Source organism: Paenibacillus gansuensis (genome assembly GCF_042684925.1).
Classification (GTDB): domain Bacteria; phylum Bacillota; class Bacilli; order Paenibacillales; family DY6; genus Paenibacillus_N; species Paenibacillus_N gansuensis.
The window spans coordinates 25,011-42,515 of the sequence record NZ_JBHUME010000020.1 but is presented as its reverse complement, the minus strand read 5'-3'; the positions used below and the strand labels follow the sequence as shown (position 1 = coordinate 42,515).

Sequence of the window (17,505 nt, the reverse complement as noted above, 5' to 3'; positions counted from 1 at the left end):
GTCACATTTTATAGAATTTTGACAATACTAATGACATACAAATCTAGGGCACAAGGACTACTGCAAAAAGGAGAGGACTTTCTATGGAACGCACATTTCTGCAGAGACATACTGTGGAGGCAGCCAAGCAACTACTAGGCTGCCGGCTTGTAAGGACAACCGATAGCGGCCGTATTGTTGTACGCTTAACGGAAACGGAGGCGTACCGCGGTCCCGACGATGCGGCGAGCCACGCCCACCGCGGAGTGACGCCCCGCAACCGGCTTATGTTCGGCCAAGCTGGCATCGTGTATGTGTATTTATCGTATGGCATGCATTACTGCATGAACATTACGACGGAAGGGGAAGGCGAACCGGGCGCTGTACTTCTGCGCGGAGCCGAGGTCGTGGAAGGGCTCGACCTGGTCCGGGCCAATCGTCCTGGGGTCCCCGATGCGCAGCTGCTGAACGGCCCCGGCAAGCTGACCAAAGGGCTGGCGATCGACCTCTCGTTCAACGGGTACGATCTGTTCAGCCCCGGGGAGGGCGGCCTGGAACTGTGGCCGCCCGAAACAGAAAAGCCGGTCTCCATAGAAGAGACCGGCCGGATCGGCATCACCAAGGCGCGCGAACTGCCTTGGCGCTTTGTGGCACGTTAACGCGGTGTTAGCACTCGCTATAGATACAAGGCAAAAGCAGCAGGGTCTTTGCTGAACGTTCCTTAATCTTAAGCAAAAACTTCTGTTCGATGTATTCCGGGCACCAGCCCGGTTACTCTTCCCTCTTATCCCGTTCTACTTCCTTGGTTTTGAAATACGTTTCCGCCTGACTCCGCAAAATAAAAGCTCTAAGTCCCTGCGACTGCTCCGGTGTTAGGTCCAGCAGCTGTACGCCGTAATAAAAGCCTTGTTGCAAAGGCTCGCACCGGACCACTTCTACCGGGCACTCCAAGGTGAACCCGATATCCAGGGTAAGGTCCAAGCGGGTGCCTGCGGGAAGGCGGTCGTAATCGAACACGGTGAGCCCCATACCGCTTAAGCTGACATTCTTCAGCTGCAAAGCAACCGGTTCCCCCTTGGAGAATAGCGTAGACTCGTGCGGGGACTTGAAATGCCCCTTCCGGTCAGCCGGAACCCTCGGGCTCTCCCGTTTGTCCCTGAATTTTCTCTTATTCTCCGGAGGGTTGATCACCATAATAGCGCCGTTATGCCTGGCAATCACCGTGGAATGAAACACATGGATACCCGCCGGGGAATAAATCGTCAGCTTCACCGGACTTCCCAGCTTGAACAGCTTATATTCAGCGATCTCCACTTCTACGATATCGCCTTCCGCATATGTTAATACACCTGTGGATACAAAATCATCTTTCTCCACTACTGTTTTGCAATCCAATAGAACCGAGGCAGCGATCTCCGATTGATAATTTGTCTTCTTTGAGGCAAAGCCTGCGCTCATTTCCTTACCCGCTCCTTTCCTCCACGCCCCTGTATTCTCCTGAATTACAACAAAAAAGACCGCATCCTCTTGAATAGATACCGCCTATGGCTGTAGAAAGGATTTTCGGTAACCAGGCTGCCATAGCATGAATATTGCATTCATTCCTTAGACCCTCGGCTTTGCGTCCTTATCTTTCGATAAGTTTGCCATTTGTCGAATACATTCGAAATTATTTGGTTGATTTTACTATACCTTTTTTTTACAGATGATGCAATAGATTTCACCAAGTTTTTTAGTTCATAAGACCCTGTTTCATAGGACCTTAAGCATCCCTCGATCCGTTTTGACAGCATCCGTTACAATAATTTAATATCATTGGCGTTTCGCCTTAACAATAGGGTGGTACAGTTGGTTAATAGATTGTATATGCATACATCCAAGGAGGAGCTCACCATGGAAGCGGTTATCAGCCAAGCCAACAGGGAAGATTTTCTTGATATGATCCAATTAGCGGACTTAACCCTGCCTGAAAGAATGAATCAGCATGAATTGAAGAAATATTTTGAACTGTACCCAGGGCTGATTTTCAAGGCAACGCTCCATGGCCGCCTCGTTGGATTCTGCTGCGCGGGAATAGACATGTATCAGACGACCGGCTGGCTGCTGTTCAACAATGTAGCCAAGGAGTTTCAGGGCCAGGGAATCGGCAAGCGGTTTATCGAAGCGAGGCTGCAGGCACTTTCTCAGTTCCCCCGGCTTCGCCGCGTCCAGGTGACGGTAAGCGATACGAACCTGGCTTCCATTCGTGCGCTTCAGTCTTTCGGATTTCAGCACAGCCATTTGGAAGTGAATTATTACGGCCCCGGTAAGCATAGAAGTATTTACGAGCTGTCGATGATGCCGGTAGAGGTCGTGGTGGATTTTGCATTTCGTGCTCCTGCCGAGGAATGGAATGTGGTAAAATAGGAAGTAATTTACAACCTATTCGTGCCATAAAGGAGTCATGCCTGTTGAAAAGCTTATACTCGCCTGAACGCATTAAACATACCCATCACCGTTTGAGGACCGATACGATCAGCGCCATTTTAAATGAATTTGACCGGGACATCATGAAGCTGGAGCCTTCCAACCGTTCGGAGAAATACGCTAAAATGGCTCAAAGCGTTTTCCGATTCTTCCGGGGAAGCGCTTATTTGTTTTACTATGACGTTACGCGGATTCCGTTCCCCTTCCATACTCCGGAAGACCGTCCGGTATGGATTCAGGGGGATCTTCATTTTGAGAATTTCGGCGCGTTCCGAAATGAAGACGGACAGATGGTCTATGATGTCAACGATTTTGATGAGGGTTACCTCGGCTCGTACGTATATGATCTGCTTCGGATGGCGGTCAGCATTGTACTTATCGCCCAAATGAGACATTTCGGCGAATCCGACGCGCGGGAAGCGGTAGAGGGCTACCTTAAGGCGTACTACAAGCAGATCCGCAGGTTTGCAGACGGCAGGGATGACGCGGCCCGTATGAACTTTACGGAAGAGCAATCAAGCGGTTTGCTTCGTAAACTGCTGCGCAAAGTAAATAAACGAAGCGCGTCTCATCTTCTGGAGGACGTTACTTCCATGAGCGGTCAGCGGCGCAGATTTAACAGCACCTCGGAACTGGAGCCATTGAAACCGAAGCAGCGTAAACTGTTGGAATCGGCTTGGTTTGAGTACGTTGGAACTTTGGAAGAAGCCGGTGCGCGGGGAGAGGGATTTTACAAGATAAAGGATGTTGTGGTGAAGCATGCGTCCGGGACGGCTTCCATTGGTTTGGACCGCTACTACGTGCTGGTGGAAGGCGGAATGGAGCGTACGGCTCTGGATGACCTGGTGCTGGAAGCCAAAGAGGTTCGCGCACCGGTTCCCGCTTATTTCCTCCCCCATAGCGAATCGTTCTGGGAGCAGTTCCCTCATCAGGGAAAACGGGTCATTACTACCCAGCGCTCGATGCATCATAAAGCAGATCCTTATTTGGGTTACTTTACGCTGAACGGCGATCATTATTATGTAAGAGAACGTTCCCCTTTCAAAAAGCGGCTGAAAATCGACCAGCTGGAGACGGTGGACGATCTGGTTTCGACTGTGAAGCAAATGGGACGAATCACCGCCAAAATGCATGCCAGAGCTGACAGGGATGTAGAAAAGGCGCTTCTGCCCTATCACAGCGAAGAGGAGATCGTCCGCGCCATTGGCAGCGACTCCGATGCTTTCATCAGCCAGCTTTCCTTTGCAGCAATCACTTATGCGAAGCAGGCAAACAGCGACTACGAGATGTTCTGCAGCTGGATCCGTGAGGAGGGCCTGGTGAGCGGGAATGAAGAAGCGGCTGGGAACGCGGATCAGATCCCGATTACCTGAATCAACAACGAAGGGCACTGATCTCCGTCAGTGCCCTTCCTCTTATATTCAAGCGCCGTTATTCTTGGCGCAAATACCGCTTGTCTTTCAGGAACAGCTTCCAGAATATATAGAAAGCTGGACCGAGAATGAGCAGGCCGACGACGTAGGCCACCAGCAGAGCGCGGAACGTAGCCGGGTCCGTAAAGCCCTGCTCCACCGTCATATACGGATAGATAATGTAGGGCATGTGAGACAGACCGTACCCGATGCTGGCAAAGGCGTACTGGATAATAATCGCCGTAAACGCCAGCCGGGGTGCGCTCGTTCCATAGCCTTGTGTCCAAAACAAAGAGCTGTACCCTATGAGAAAAGCGAGAATGGAAAACAGGAACCAGAGGAAGTTCTCCTGAATATTTTCTACAATCCACTGCGCGTCCCCCACCATAGAGAACGTGGTGATTACCGCAAAGAACAAGGTAAACGGCCCAAGCCAGAGTGCCGCTTTGCGAAACAGCTTGTAAGCCGTCTCATCCCCCGACTCGCTGGAATAATCCGCCAGGAACAACGAAGACAGAAACAGCTCGGTGGACAAGCCGAACCCTAAATGGGCCCAAAGCGTAGGCGACGACAACAGGCGGCCGAAATGCAGCACCGGAACGCCGCCTTCTATATCGATAAATCCGCCGAGCGAGATCGGCAGCACGCTTACAAGCAGTCCCGGTATCAACACGCCGGTTACCCCGGAAACAATATTTAACTCCTTGCCGTATTTCCGGGAGGAATAGGCATATATCATAAAGGTGCTTCTTACAAGCAGCAACGCAAGCACCAGGCTGACCGGAAGAATCAAGGCTGTACCCAGCAACGCATTCGCCGTCGGAAAGAATCCGATCAGTGCCACAACTACCATCACCAGAAACGTGTTGGTTACCTCCCACGTAGGCGACAAAAAACGGTTGGCCAAAGCTCCTGCGTTCGTCACCTCGCCGCGGCCGAACACCATGCCCCAAAACCCGGCCCCGAAATCTACCGAGCCCAGAACGGAATAGACGAACAGAATTGACCAGACCAGCAGAATCGCAACGGAAGACTCAGCCATTGCTCTGCACCCCCTCATCCTGCTCAAGTACAGGCGTATTCGGGGACAGATCCTTAGAAACCGGATGGCGCTTGAAATAGAAGCGCAGTACGAATGCCGTCAGGAATAGCAGCACGATATAGATTCCCAAAAACAGCACGAACAAGGGCCCCAGGTTCTCAGACTTCGTAGCGGCGTCTTTCGTCAGCTGCATATGGTAAATCGTCCACGGCTGGCGTCCGGTACAACTAAAAATCCAGCCGGTCTCAATCCCGATTAGGGACAAGGCTCCCGCACTGGTAAGCACCCACAGCCACCACCTCGGCAGCGTTCGTTTAAGTATATACCTCCAGGCTATCGTTCCGAAAGCAAGGCCAATCAGCGCCATCCCGATCATAACCATAATGTTGAATAACGTATGGATATAGAGCGGCGGCCACAATTCTTCCGGGAACTCGTTCAATCCTTTCACGACCGTATCAAAGCTGTTTCCGGCCAGAAAACTGAGCGCCCAGGGAATCTCAATGCCGCCTTCGATCTCTCCGGTATCCGGGTTCGCGCGTCCGAACACGGCAAGCGGCGCATGGTCTGTCGTTTCAAACAGCCCTTCCGCGGCGGCCAGCTTCTCGGGCTGGTATTTATGCAGCATCTGTGCGGTCGCGTGCCCGTTCAGTGCTGTAAACAAGGAAAGCGCGCCCCCCACAACAAGACCAAGCAGAAGGCTTCGGGCATGATATTCCATCTCTTCTTTCGTCTTGTTGCGCTTCAGCAGTTTATAAGCGGCGAGAGACACAATAATGAACGCTCCGGTCATGTAGGCCGAGGACAGAACATGAAGCGAAGTGGTCCACAAACTAGGGGAGAAAATAGCCGCAATAGGATCTACATTCGTAACTTCCCCGTTGACTAAATCAAACCCGCGTGGGGTATTCATCCAGGCATGGGCATCCGTAATCAGCACAGCTGACGCGCTGGCTCCTAATGCAACGAAAAACACACTGACTATTCTAAGTACCGGAGAGAGCCGATCTGCCGCATACACGTATATCGACATGAATAAGGCTTCCAGCATAAACGCCCAAAGTTCCACCTGAAATGGGACGGCGATGACTTTTCCCACAATTTCCATAAAACCCGGGAACAACAAAGAAAGCATAACGCCGACCAACGTACCGGAGGGAATGGCAACGCCTAGAATGATGGCGAAGCCTTTGGTCCATCTCCGTGCCAGAATGGCATAATGCTTGTTCTTCTTGACATGATATAAAATCTCGGCGAATACCACCATAAACGGAACCCCGACACCCAGCGTCGCAAAAATGATATGAAACGCCATGGAAGTCCCGAACAGGGCGCGTGCCATCACTATATTGTCCATACTTAACGCTTCCCTTCGCTGCTAAATGGAAATAACAAACCTTTCCATCTGTAATATGAGCGAAAGAAATTCATTTTATGCATCTTTTACCAATTGAAAAGCGGCATTGGAAACCAGCGGCAGCCGGATGATGAATACGGTGCCCCGCCCCACCTGGCTCTCCACCTTGATGATACCGCCCATAGCTTCTACGATGCTGAATACAACCATCATGCCGAGCCCTGTGCCTTTATCTTTACTGGAGAAATACGGCTGGCCGAGGCGCTGCAGCTGATGAGAATTCATTCCGATCCCCGTGTCCCGGATCCGGATTTCCGCACACGCGCCTAACGGTATGGCCGATAAATAGAGCGAACCTCCTCCGGGCATCGCTTCAATCGAGTTCTTTACCAGATTAATCAGGCTTTGGTGGAACTTTTGACGGTCTCCTTGGATCCATAAGTCATAGGTCAGATCATTCTCGAAAAACACTTCCTGCATCAACGCATAAGGAGACATTACATCGGCTACATACCTGAGCTCGGTGGCAACGTTCAGCCGTTCGACATTCTCCATCTGCGGTTTGGCAAAAGACAGATAATCGGACAGAATATCCTGAGCCCGGTTCAGCTCCCGGAGAGCCAGTTCAATAAACTCCTTCTTCTTGTCCTCCGTATAGCGCCCGTGCTGCATTAGTTGGATAAAGCCCCGGGTGACTGTCAGCGGGTTCCGCACTTCATGTGCTACGCTGGCAGCCAGTTCCCCTACGACCTTCATTTTCTCAGACTTCCGCACCTCCTCTAGCAGCATCATCCGGTTGCGGCTTGATTCGATGAGCGTAACAAGCAGGACCACACTGAATACTTCAACCAGCAGCAGCTGCAACTGGAGGAATATATCGCCTATAATAGAAGGCTTCATAGCAACCGCGGTTCCGATCCATGTGGCTGCAAAGACAACGGCTGTGCCGGCAGCGAATACGGTCCGGGATTTCGACGGAAGCGCTTTATAGCGGGAAAGCACCGGCTGGATCAACAATAAAATAAGGGTCGAGCTGATTAGAGCCGATACGACTCCCCCTCCGCCAAGCCATATCCGGTACAGACAAGTAACAGCGTACAAAAAGAAAGACAGGGCCGGGCCTCCATAGAAAGAGCCTACGATAAAAGGAATCTGCCTTAAATCGAATTGGTATCCTTCCGCTATCCTTAAAGGAAAATTCATCGTGAGTACAGTAGCTGCCCCATAAAAGGCCCATCTCCAATACTTCGGTAACTTCCACTTACGCAGCGTATCCTCGCCAAAATACATCCGGTAAATAAACACCGGAAGCAGGAGCAATAAAAAGCACAATATAAGTTCCTTAAAACCTTCGTTGTACAAGGTGACCACTCCAGCTTTTGTCATCATTTCCCTATGTATAATGTGGACGAAATTGCTAATTTTTACAAGGATTTTTTTGCAAAGCAAAAAAACCGCCGGTCTATGACCTGCAGTTCTCTTTGATAGGGATGACTATGATAGCCGGTTTTACATTGCCGGTGAAACAGTACGCAGGCGTACCTGTCTAGTCTGATTCTGCTTTAGCTCGGAGACAGGATCGGTGATCAGGCAAGGGCTGCCAATAGATCGCATATCGTTCCAGATGCATTCTACTCCCTGTCCACCGGCCGTTCCGGCAAACATGGAACAACCCTTGCAGAACGATGTTAGCTGCTCCTCATCCAGCGGCACCACTTTATTGCGGAGGCAGCAATAGACCTCTCCCCTGTCGTTCTTTATGTTAATATGATGGACTCTTTTCATGACAAAGCTCCTTTCGGTTCGATCATGATATACTAATGACATACTATATGCTTGGCCTGCCCTGTATTCTCACGATAATCGCCCGGGCAGGGCCTTCTTAAGGAGGAATCAGCATGTGCGGACGTTTTACATTAACGAAAGAAGAGGACGAGCTGCTGGACCGGTTCGAAGCGGTTGGACTCAGCTTCCCCTATGTCCCCCGATATAACGTGGCTCCCAGACAGTATGTTACCGCCGTCATCCGCGGGGATAACGGCAACCGGGTAGGACAGCTTCAATGGGGACTGATCCCGTCTTGGGCAAAGGACGAGAAGATGGCTTCCCAGCTTCTGAACGCCAAGGCGGAAACGGTTCTGGAGAAGCCGTCGTTCCGTAACAGTTTTCTTCACAAACGCTGTCTCATTCCTGCGGACGGTTTTTATGAATGGCGCAAGACGCCCCGCGGGAAACAGCCTATGAGGATTCAGATGAAGCACCGCGGCATCTTTTCCATGGCCGGCTTATATGAAACGTGGAGTGACCCTGCTCAACCCGGGCGCAGCATCGCCACTTGTACGATCCTAACGACGGCTCCCAATTCCCTGATGGAACCGATCCATGACCGGATGCCGGTTATTTTGCGCCGTGAGGACGAAGATATCTGGCTCAGCCGGGACATGACCGACAAGGAGAGGCTGCTGCAGCTGTGCAGGCCATTCCCCTCCGAGGAAATGATGGCATATCCCGTATCTCCGCTTGTCGGCAGCGTAAAGAACGAGAGCCCGGAGTGCATCCAAGAGGCTGAATACATCCCGGATGAACCTCTGCTCTTTTAACTTACGTCATAAACGCTGACGACAGCTGCGGAAATCTGCTTCGCCATGCGGACTACATGATTAAGAGATGTATTTTGCAAAATCCAGTATTTTTTGACACCGTCCGCATTAACGATCGCCGCAATGCTGAAATCTCCCACGCTCGGCAGTCTTTTCCCGACGGACGCACCGGGTAACAATGGCTGGTTGGAGACTTGATAATATCCGACGGAGGCCGGCCTCCCTAAGCAGGCATCAATGGCGACTACCGTTTTTCCCGGCGGCACCTGCGCCAGCCTCTCCTGTAAATTACCCGCGTCACACGGTGCTTCCAACGTTCCGATCACATGCGGGCATCCCGCTTCCTTAAGGAATGTACCCGTAAGGGGACCTAGTGAATCGCCTGTGGAGCGATCGGTTCCGATACAAAGAAAGACAAGATCATCGAGTGAAGGACAGATGATTTTCATATTTTCAAAAAACTCGGGAAGCTCTTCCCCCGATACTTTGGCGCGAAAAGCATAAGCTTGATCTGCCACACCGCATCGCTCCTTTCGAAGGTTATGGTTGATGTACCGTATTATATCACGCTTGTCCTGTAGAAAATGTCGGTCCTTGGCACCACTCGCTTGCGTTTGTTTCCTTGCGGAAACATGGTACAATGAAGGCAACTTGAACTACTATTTATGCCATATGAAAGGTCGTGCTTCATGGATCTAACCCAACCGACGGCGGAGAATATCTCTTTCATGATTGAAGAGATCAAAGGCAAACTCAAGATGGCTTCCGCTGCTGCCATTAAGCCGGAGCATTTTGACGCGAACCAGTACGAGGACATTAAAGATGTATATGAACTTGTAAACAGCAAGTCTAATTTCAGCATCAGCGAAATCGAACAGCTCGTTTCGGAGCTGGGCAAGCTTCGCAAAAACGTCTGATCAAGCGTAACAAAGAAGAACACCCGGCCGCAGCCGAGGTGTGCTTTTTTGTTTGATCTCCATGCCCTCACGCTTCCGCCAGCGGCAGGGTAATATCCACCACGGTACCTTTATGTACGACACTGTTTATGGCAATACTGCCTCCATGGGACTGGATAATCTTGTAACAAACCATCAGGCCGAGACCTGTTCCCTTTTCTTTGGTCGTATAAAAAGGTTCTCCCACCTGCGGCATCCGATCCTCCGGGATGCCGTCCCCCTGATCTTCAATGCGGATCCGGAGCCGGTTGTCCGGTTGCCTGGTGAACTCAATACGGACATAACCGCCTTTGGGCATTGACTCCACCGCGTTCTTCGTAATGTTGATAAATACCTGCTTCATCTGATTCTCATCACAGTTTACGAAGATGGAATCCGTAAATTTTGCCGTAAGAAACTGAACGTTGAATAATGCCGCTTGGGAACTCAGCAGGGAGATCACCTGGTCCATGATAGCCGCAACGTCTTTCTTCTCAAACTGCACGGCGCCTTGAGGCTTGGCCACCAGCATAAATTCACTGACGATATAATTAATCCGGTCCAATTCCGAAGACATAATATCCAAGTATTCCGTATACCCTTTGCTGCGGGCCTTGAGCAGATGTACAAAGCCTTTAAGGGAGGTGAGCGGATTGCGGATCTCATGGGCGACTCCGGCCGCCAGCTGGCCTACCAGAGACAGCCGGTCCGTCTTGCGGAGAATCTCCTCCGTCTTATTGCGCTCAGTCATGTCCATAACTGTTCCAATAATTGCCTGCTTCCCGTTAAAGGTCGTAAGGCTGCCCGTCCCCTCCATCGAAGCGATGGATCCGTCCTTGCGCACCATGCGGTAGGAGTAATTTACATTCTTTACGTCTTCGTTGAAGCGAAGCCGGATATTCTCTTCCATCAGAGGCAAGTCATCCTTAAATACAAGTTCCGCCACAGGAATACGGGAGATTTCCTCAATGGTATACCCGAGCATCTCGCATAACCTAGGATTCGCATAAAGATAATATCCGTCCTGATATAAATACACACCCATTAGAGCTTCTTCCACAAGTACCCGGTATTTCGCCTCTGCTTCAGCCAGCGCCTGCTGATCCTTCTTCCGTTGGGTGATGTCCCGTGCCACTACGGAAATATATTTTAGCGTACCGTCTTCTCTATAGAGCGGCATCGAGTTGCATTCCAGAACGATCCGGCTACCGTCAGGCAAGCTGAATTCCAATTCGGTCAATATCGTTTCACGGATCCCTGAGGACATGAACAACGGTTTCAGCGGAATTCTCTGTTCATCCGATATCCATGCCCATACCAGTGTGTTCTCCAGCTTCTCAGGGGGATAACCGAGAATCCATGCGCTGGATGGCGACATGAACCGGATCATCCATTTATCATCGATCAGGCAGATCAGATCCGTCATATTCTCTGCAATAAGCTTATATTTCTCGCGGCTTTCCCTAAGCTCGCACTCCAGCTTCTTCCGCGGAGTAATATTGTAAATCGTTCCGGCATAACCATAAACGCGACCCTGCTCATTGGCAATCGGGCTTACATGGATATCAAGGTTGACAATACTCCCGTCCGAGCGGACCTGCTCGGCTTCATAATTGAACCATTGATCTCCGTTGGCGATATGCCCCCAAATGTCAAGAAGGTTCTGCTGGTTGAGATAATTGGGCAGGCTGTTGATCGGTGTGCCAAGGACCTCCGAGGGGCTGCTATCGATCAGATCGCAAAATGCCTGATTTGTCCTTATAATGTTGCATTCCAGATCAACCACTACAATCCCGTCGGAGGAGTGATGGATGAACGACTCAATCGTGTCCTTTGTCCTCAACAGCTCCCGCTGCGCTTCGCGGTATCCCGTCATATCCTTGAAAATGCCGAAGCAGCCCGCTACCTGCCCGTTAACGACCATGGGAACAAGCTTTGCGTCGATTTCCAGGATACGGCCGTCCTTATAGAGCATCCGTGTGCTAAAGGTCTGGTGTTCGCCTTGAATTACTTGTAAAAAATAGCTATACAGTTTCTGCCGCTCTTCCTGGGTTACCAGTTCCCCGTAAGTCTCGCATTGAATTAATTCATGGATCGTACGTCCCAATATGGCCTCCGCTGCAGGATTGGCCGATAGGATCCGTGCATTTCTGCTGAACACCATGATCCCGTCAGGATTATGGTGAAGCAGGGAATGATACCACTGTCTGATCATATGGGCTCCCTGTATGGAGGAATTGACGGGCTTGCGGATATTTCGGTTTCTGGACCGGTGTAACCTTGCTCTCGTTCGCCTTGTCATGCAGCAGCACTCCAATTTTGAATAGTTACCGTGAAATTCGACATGTCCGCTCAAAAACCTTCTTTCGCAGCATATCCTGTCATGAACCGAATTTCCCACCCTAATTTATACAGTTTCATCCGAATAGTATGATGGTAATACATTGGAACTACCCAGCTTGGGAAGAACGGAGGAAGTGTCAAGGATGAGCTCCGAAAAACGTAACCAAATTCCCGAGCTGTATTTGTTTCGGGCTATAGCCATGATAGCCGTGCTGACAATTCACGGCACAAATACGGCGGTCGCCATACTGGATCGCCATTCGACCTTATTCGGACTATATTTATATGCTAATAAATTCAGCTCTTTTGCGGTTCCCGCCTTTTTGTGCGTAAGCGGTTTTGTTCTGTTTTACACTTATTACGAGAAGCCCGTAACTTCTTCTATGCTGTCCGCTTTCTACCGGAAACGGATTCTTTATATTGTTGTGCCTTACGTATTGTTCTCCGTCCTTTACTTTGCTGTTAAGGCTTGGCTTCATCCTTACCCCGACGCGGGCACTGCGGTTTACAGGGGTATAATCCAGCTGCTTACCGGCGGGGCGCACACTCATCTCTACTATATGTTCCTGATGATTCAGCTGTATGTTTTGTTTCCTCTTCTGCTAGTGTGGATGCAGCATGGAGCCGCCCGGTACGCGGTGCTGATCGGGATCGGCCTGCAATGGTCCTATATTTTTTTGAACAGCGAAGTCATTAGTCAAATGAAAGGTCTTCCAAATATCGCCTATCGAAGCGGGAGTATTCTCTTATCATATTTTGCATACTTGATGCTTGGGGCATTTTTGGGAATCTATTGGGAACGGGTGAGCGGGTGGCTGAAGTATCCATGGACCGGCTTAGGTTCCGGGAACGTAGGGAGTAAAGAAAGAAGCCTGCTGAGAAGGGCAGGGACGGCTGTGCTTTGGACCGGTTGGGTTCTCTTAGGCTCAATCTATGTCTATATGCACTATGTACTGCTCTCCGGGCAGCCTGCCTATTCATCCAAAATGTACAGTCTGGTCTCCTGCGGCTTTAATCTGGTTTCCTGTCTTGTCCTGTTTCAAATTTCGTTCCTGCTGTACCGGTCCGGTCCCTTAAGGCTTGTAAATTTTCTGATGCGTCTGGGCATCGTATCGTTTGGCGTTTTCCTCATTCATCCGCTGGTGCTGTTATTCTACCGGATGCTGTCGTTCGGCAATTCGCCGATCGGGTTTCATCTGTTCCAGGTTTCCGGTTTCCTCTTAGCCTGGGCGGTTTCGTGGATCGTCACAGAGGCCGTGTTGAGGTACTTCCCTTGGCCATGGATGCTTGTGGGCTCCGCCCCAAAGAGCGCCCGTTACAGAAGGCCGCAAGTCAATGCGCAAGAGCTGCAGGCTTAACACATAAGTTCTCTTTCTCCCCGTTTCAGGCGGACCGGTTTGTAGTAAATAAAAGTAACGGAACAGCAGTCAGGGAGGCGATTACTTTTGCGGATCTACACCACCATTTCATATAAAAACAAAAGCATTCCCGTTCATAATACATCGGGTGACACCACCCACCTGAAACACCTTCATTGCAAGTTGAACGAGTTAAAGTTGAACTTGGATTTCCGGCGCAAAATGAAACAAATCTCGGCCATTGAGCTCGTCGGCGACGTAGCTATTTTCAAATATGCGGACGGTACGAAGCTGTACATGGAAGTGGCCGGATAGCAGGCCTTACATAGAATAGACCCAATACCCCCGGAGGGTATTGGGTCTATTTCTTTGGTTGCGCAGCCCTTCGCTACACGCTGCGCAGAAATTCACGGACGACGGCCGCCAGCTGGCGCGGCGTCTCCATCATGCTCATGTGCCCGGCGCTCTCCAGCCGGGCCTGGGTAATGCGGTGTCCCGTCGCCGAGAACGTCTTCTCGGGAGGGATCACCGCATCCTCGCCTCCGGCCACGAGGAGGACGGGCATGGGGGTTTCGGCAATGACCGCCGTCCGGTCCGGGCGGTCGCGCATGGCTGCCGCTGTGGAGGCGGCTCCTTCCGGATCGGTCTCTGTGCCGATCCGCTTCGTCTCCTCCAGGGCGTCCAGCCGGGCCGCGCGGTGGGAAGAAGCGAACAGCTTCGGCGCAAGGCCGTCCATGAATGGAGCCATCCCGTCCCGGCGGATGGCTTCTATAGCTTTGCCGCGGGCTGCCTTGCCCTCTTCCGTATCCGGATAGCCGGTCGAATGAATCAGGCCGAAGCTGTTCAGCAGTTCCGGATACGCTTCGGCGAAAGCCAGCGTAATGTACCCTCCGAGCGAATGCCCCAGGAGATGCGCCTTTTCAATGTTTAATGCTTCCATCAAGCCGCGGATATCCGCAGCCATCGCCTCGATCGCATAAGGACCTTGGGGCACAGAGGATTGTCCATGGCCCCGCAGATCCGGCGCAATGATACGGTAATCGCCGCTAAGCAGCGGAATGAACTTCTCAAAGTAACGGGAGCTTCCGCAAAAGCCGTGCAGCAGCAGGACCGGTTCCCCTTGTCCCTCTTCAACATAAGCCAATTCCAACTGGTCCTGCACCTTCACTCGTTTGACTTCCATATGGCATACCTCCGGTTCGTCAATGTATTTCATCATATCGGATTTCAATTCTTACCCATTGGAACGCGCCTTGTAACTACGCCAGTATGGCGGGAGCGATCGGCCTCTCCCCGGTCTACTCTCCGGCGGCGGCTGCATACTTTGCGATAAATTCCATGAACGGACGGCCGTATTTGTTAAATTTGGCCTCCCCGATCCCCTTGATCCTCAGCATAGCTGACTCGTCCGTCGGCATATTCTCAGCCATTTCACGCAGCGTGGCGTCCTGGAAAATAATGAACGGCGGCACCTTTGCTTTCTCCGACATTTCCTTGCGAAGCCGGCGAAGCTCCTCGAACAGTTCGCGGTTCGGTTCGGGCTGCGCGGCGGATGCCATTTTCACGGCCCTTCGCGATACCCGTTCCTGCCCCGCCAGAACGGTTACCGCCCGCTGAGTCAATTTCACAACGGGGTACTGCCCGCCTTCCATAAGCAGATAGCCTTCCGCCGCAAGATAATTGATCATGGCGGATATGTCCTTCTCCGGCAGGTTGCGGAACAGACCGTAGGTCGGAAGTTCATCAAACCGGAAATCCATAATCCGGCGGTCTTTGGAGCCTTTCAGTACTTTGGCTACCAGGGAGACTCCGAACCGTTCCCGCATCCGGCGGATGCAGGAAAATATTTTCTGGGCTTCCTCCGTGACGTCCGACCACTCGGTCTCGTCCGTACAATTGCTGCATTTGCCGCAGGTATCATCATGCTCCTCGCCGAAATACCGCACAATGTAATTCTGCAGGCAGCGTCCGGTATGGCAGTAATCGACCATAGACTTCAGCTTCTTGTACTCCATAGCCTTCCGCTCGTCCGACAGCTCCCCCTGCTCGATCAGAAACTTCTGCAGCTGAGTGTCTTGAGGAGAATACAGCAGAATGCATTCGCTTTCCTCCCCGTCCCTTCCGGCACGGCCCGCTTCCTGGTAATAGGCTTCCATATTCTTCGGCATATTATGGTGCAGCACGAACCGCACATTCGACTTGTCGATGCCCATCCCAAAAGCGTTGGTTGCTACCATGACGCGCACATCATCGAACAGGAACTGCTCCTGTGCCTGCTGGCGCTCCACATCGCTCAAACCTGCATGATATTTGCCTGCGGCGAACCCTTTACGGTTCAGAAATGTGTGAAGGTCGTCCACCTCTTTGCGGGTAGCGGCATACACAATGCCGGAAGCATCGGGATGTTCGTTCAGGTACCGGGTAATGAAATCGCGCCGGTCCGCCCCTTTGACTACCGAGAAGGAAAGATTCTCCCGGCTGAACCCGTTCACAAAGACGTTGTGGTCTTGGAGCGACAGCGCTTCGGCAATATCCCGTATGACTTCCGGGGTAGCCGTTGCCGTAAAGGCCGCGACAACCGGACGGCGCGTAAATTTGCGTATAAAAGAAACAATGGATAAATAGCTTGGCCTAAAATCGTGCCCCCACTGGGAAATACAGTGGGCTTCGTCGATGGCGATGAGCGGAACCCGTATCGAATCCATCAAGTATTGAAAACTTCCCGTATCCAGCCGCTCCGGCGCGATATACAGCAGCTTGTACTCGCCCTGCGCCGCTTTGCGCAGCCGTTCGTTCGCTTCGGATGCGCTCAGGGAGCTGTTGATGTAGGCTGCCGGAATGCCCATGCTTTCCAGTGCATCCACCTGATCCTTCATTAAGGAGATCAATGGGGAAATAACGAGGGTTGTCCCCTCCGACAGCAGGGCGGGAATTTGATAACAAATCGACTTTCCTCCGCCTGTCGGCAGAACCCCCAGCGTGTCGCTGCCTTCCAGCAAATTCTCTATAATCGGTTCCTGCCCCTTGCGGAAGGACGGATACCCGTAAAATCGTTGCAGCAGCCTGACGGCATCTTGCAGCACAACCGTTCACCTCTGTTTCCTAAACTGCGAAAACCAGCAAGCCGAACCCGGCATACCGGCTAACTATCTTCACCTCATATAGTACCATTCCGGGGAGATGAAGTCACACGAAGGATCACCGAATGATGGAGGTAAAATGAAGTAGAATTATTTTTTATACAGGCAAAAGGGGGATGCGGTGGTAAACTATATATAGCAATACAATGAGCAAAAAAGCTTGAAATACAGAACATAGGTTAGTTCAAAATAGTCTACTTAAGGCGGTGTCCCAACCCATGAATCCAACATTACTTCATAAATTATCGGTCCTGACTTTGGCCAAGCCTCTGACGATCATCGGCATCGACGGCTGCGGCGGTTCCGGCAAAAGCACCCTGGCTCGGCAGATCGCCGAACAATTTTCCGGTACGACGATCGTCCATATGGATGATTTCTACAGGCTCTCGGCGGACCGCGTGCAGCTTCCTGCAGACCAAAAACCGATTGCAGCCGATTATGACTGGCCAAGGCTGCACGCCCAGGTGCTGACGCCGCTTGCAAAAGGTAACGAAGCGCGCTATCAGCGGTATGATTGGCCATCCGACAGTCTGGCGGAGGAACATACCGTTCCGGCCAAGGGACTTGTCGTGATTGAGGGCGTGTACAGCACCCTCCCGGAACTGGCCCGCAGCTACGGCCTGACGGTATGGGTGGATTGCCCGAGAGAACTGCGGCTGGAGCGCGGTTTGCAGCGGGATGGAGAGGAAGCCCGCAAATGGTGGGAGGACTGGATGGCTGCTGAAGACCGTTACGTCAAGCTGCTGAAGCCGCAGGAGAAGGCGGATGTGCTCGTGGAAGGCGTTTGATTTCATGCAGCTTCAGCCTGTATGCAGGCAGCAGAGGGAAGCCTGCTGCAATCAACAAATTCCTGCGTAGTATTAGACTAAATGG

General features: G+C 51.5%; 17 protein-coding genes and 1 riboswitch. Of the genes, 8 read left to right on the top strand and 9 right to left on the bottom strand.

Features of this window, described 5'->3' with window-relative positions:
* Window positions 1-83 precede the first annotated feature (83 nt).
* The gene (locus ACFSUF_RS24795) at window positions 84-638 is read left to right on the top strand and encodes a DNA-3-methyladenine glycosylase (RefSeq protein ID WP_377607705.1); all 555 of its coding nucleotides are present in this window, start codon (window positions 84-86) and stop codon (window positions 636-638) included.
* A gap of 112 nt (window positions 639-750) precedes the next feature.
* On the opposite strand, the gene ACFSUF_RS24790 is transcribed toward ACFSUF_RS24795, so the two are convergent.
* The gene (locus ACFSUF_RS24790) at window positions 751-1,437 is read right to left on the bottom strand and encodes a PilZ domain-containing protein (protein ID WP_377607703.1); all 687 of its coding nucleotides are present in this window, start codon (window positions 1,435-1,437) and stop codon (window positions 751-753) included.
* Window positions 1,438-1,541: 104 nt separating this feature from the next.
* Window positions 1,542-1,637: riboswitch (cyclic di-GMP riboswitch) on the bottom strand.
* 235 nt (window positions 1,638-1,872) lie between these two features.
* Between ACFSUF_RS24790 and ACFSUF_RS24785 the strand changes: the two genes are divergently transcribed.
* Window positions 1,873-2,385 (top strand): GNAT family N-acetyltransferase, encoded by a 513-nt coding sequence (locus ACFSUF_RS24785; RefSeq protein WP_377607701.1) that lies wholly within the window; start codon window positions 1,873-1,875, stop codon window positions 2,383-2,385.
* A 44-nt stretch (window positions 2,386-2,429) separates the two neighbouring features.
* Window positions 2,430-3,818: a DUF2252 domain-containing protein gene (locus tag ACFSUF_RS24780; protein WP_377607699.1), complete on the top strand. Its 1,389-nt coding sequence runs from the start codon at window positions 2,430-2,432 to the stop codon at window positions 3,816-3,818.
* Between the two features lie 58 nt (window positions 3,819-3,876).
* Here the strand turns inward: ACFSUF_RS24780 and ACFSUF_RS24775 are convergent, their stop codons facing one another.
* The 4 genes from ACFSUF_RS24775 to ACFSUF_RS24760 all read right to left on the bottom strand — a co-directional run bounded on the left by ACFSUF_RS24775 (window position 3,877) and on the right by ACFSUF_RS24760 (window position 8,041).
* Window positions 3,877-4,899 (bottom strand): cytochrome d ubiquinol oxidase subunit II, encoded by a 1,023-nt coding sequence (locus ACFSUF_RS24775; RefSeq protein ID WP_377607697.1) that lies wholly within the window; start codon window positions 4,897-4,899, stop codon window positions 3,877-3,879.
* Window positions 4,892-6,256 carry a cytochrome ubiquinol oxidase subunit I gene (locus tag ACFSUF_RS24770; protein WP_377607695.1) on the bottom strand — a complete coding sequence of 455 codons (1,365 nt, stop codon included), beginning with the start codon at window positions 6,254-6,256 and terminating at the stop codon, window positions 4,892-4,894. The genes ACFSUF_RS24775 and ACFSUF_RS24770 overlap by 8 nt, the downstream gene beginning before the upstream one ends.
* 75 nt (window positions 6,257-6,331) lie before the next feature.
* Window positions 6,332-7,618 (bottom strand): ATP-binding protein, encoded by a 1,287-nt coding sequence (locus ACFSUF_RS24765; protein WP_377607693.1) that lies wholly within the window; start codon window positions 7,616-7,618, stop codon window positions 6,332-6,334.
* 147 nt (window positions 7,619-7,765) lie between these two features.
* Entirely contained in the window at window positions 7,766-8,041 is a 276-nt protein-coding gene (locus tag ACFSUF_RS24760; protein WP_377607691.1) for a hypothetical protein, read from the bottom strand.
* 113 nt (window positions 8,042-8,154) lie between these two features.
* Here ACFSUF_RS24760 and ACFSUF_RS24755 point away from each other — a divergent pair, with 113 nt between their 5' ends.
* On the top strand, window positions 8,155-8,856 hold the full coding sequence (locus ACFSUF_RS24755; protein ID WP_377607689.1) for an SOS response-associated peptidase: 702 nt from the start codon (window positions 8,155-8,157) through the stop codon (window positions 8,854-8,856).
* Here ACFSUF_RS24755 and yyaC read toward each other — a convergent pair.
* Window positions 8,853-9,374, bottom strand: a complete 522-nt coding sequence (gene yyaC / locus ACFSUF_RS24750; protein ID WP_377607688.1) for a spore protease YyaC — start codon at window positions 9,372-9,374, stop codon at window positions 8,853-8,855. The genes ACFSUF_RS24755 and yyaC overlap by 4 nt on opposite strands.
* Window positions 9,375-9,545: 171 nt before the next feature.
* Between yyaC and ACFSUF_RS24745 the strand changes: the two genes are divergently transcribed.
* Window positions 9,546-9,773: a DUF1128 domain-containing protein gene (locus ACFSUF_RS24745; protein WP_377607686.1), complete on the top strand. Its 228-nt coding sequence runs from the start codon at window positions 9,546-9,548 to the stop codon at window positions 9,771-9,773.
* A gap of 67 nt (window positions 9,774-9,840) precedes the next feature.
* On the opposite strand, the gene ACFSUF_RS24740 is transcribed toward ACFSUF_RS24745, so the two are convergent.
* Window positions 9,841-12,006 (bottom strand): PAS domain S-box protein, encoded by a 2,166-nt coding sequence (locus ACFSUF_RS24740; protein ID WP_377607684.1) that lies wholly within the window; start codon window positions 12,004-12,006, stop codon window positions 9,841-9,843.
* A 271-nt stretch (window positions 12,007-12,277) separates the two neighbouring features.
* Here ACFSUF_RS24740 and ACFSUF_RS24735 point away from each other — a divergent pair, with 271 nt between their 5' ends.
* Window positions 12,278-13,492: an acyltransferase gene (locus ACFSUF_RS24735; protein WP_377607682.1), complete on the top strand. Its 1,215-nt coding sequence runs from the start codon at window positions 12,278-12,280 to the stop codon at window positions 13,490-13,492.
* An 87-nt stretch (window positions 13,493-13,579) separates the two neighbouring features.
* Window positions 13,580-13,807 (top strand): hypothetical protein, encoded by a 228-nt coding sequence (locus ACFSUF_RS24730; RefSeq protein WP_377607680.1) that lies wholly within the window; start codon window positions 13,580-13,582, stop codon window positions 13,805-13,807.
* A 73-nt stretch (window positions 13,808-13,880) separates the two neighbouring features.
* On the opposite strand, the gene ACFSUF_RS24725 is transcribed toward ACFSUF_RS24730, so the two are convergent.
* The gene (locus ACFSUF_RS24725; protein ID WP_377607679.1) at window positions 13,881-14,675 is read right to left on the bottom strand and encodes an alpha/beta fold hydrolase; all 795 of its coding nucleotides are present in this window, start codon (window positions 14,673-14,675) and stop codon (window positions 13,881-13,883) included.
* Window positions 14,676-14,790: 115 nt separating this feature from the next.
* On the bottom strand, window positions 14,791-16,575 hold the full coding sequence (gene recQ / locus ACFSUF_RS24720) for a DNA helicase RecQ (RefSeq protein ID WP_377607677.1): 1,785 nt from the start codon (window positions 16,573-16,575) through the stop codon (window positions 14,791-14,793).
* Between the two features lie 275 nt (window positions 16,576-16,850).
* Between recQ and ACFSUF_RS24715 the strand changes: the two genes are divergently transcribed.
* The gene (locus ACFSUF_RS24715) at window positions 16,851-17,420 is read left to right on the top strand and encodes a uridine kinase family protein (protein WP_377607675.1); all 570 of its coding nucleotides are present in this window, start codon (window positions 16,851-16,853) and stop codon (window positions 17,418-17,420) included.
* The last annotated feature ends 85 nt before the right edge of the window (window positions 17,421-17,505 follow it).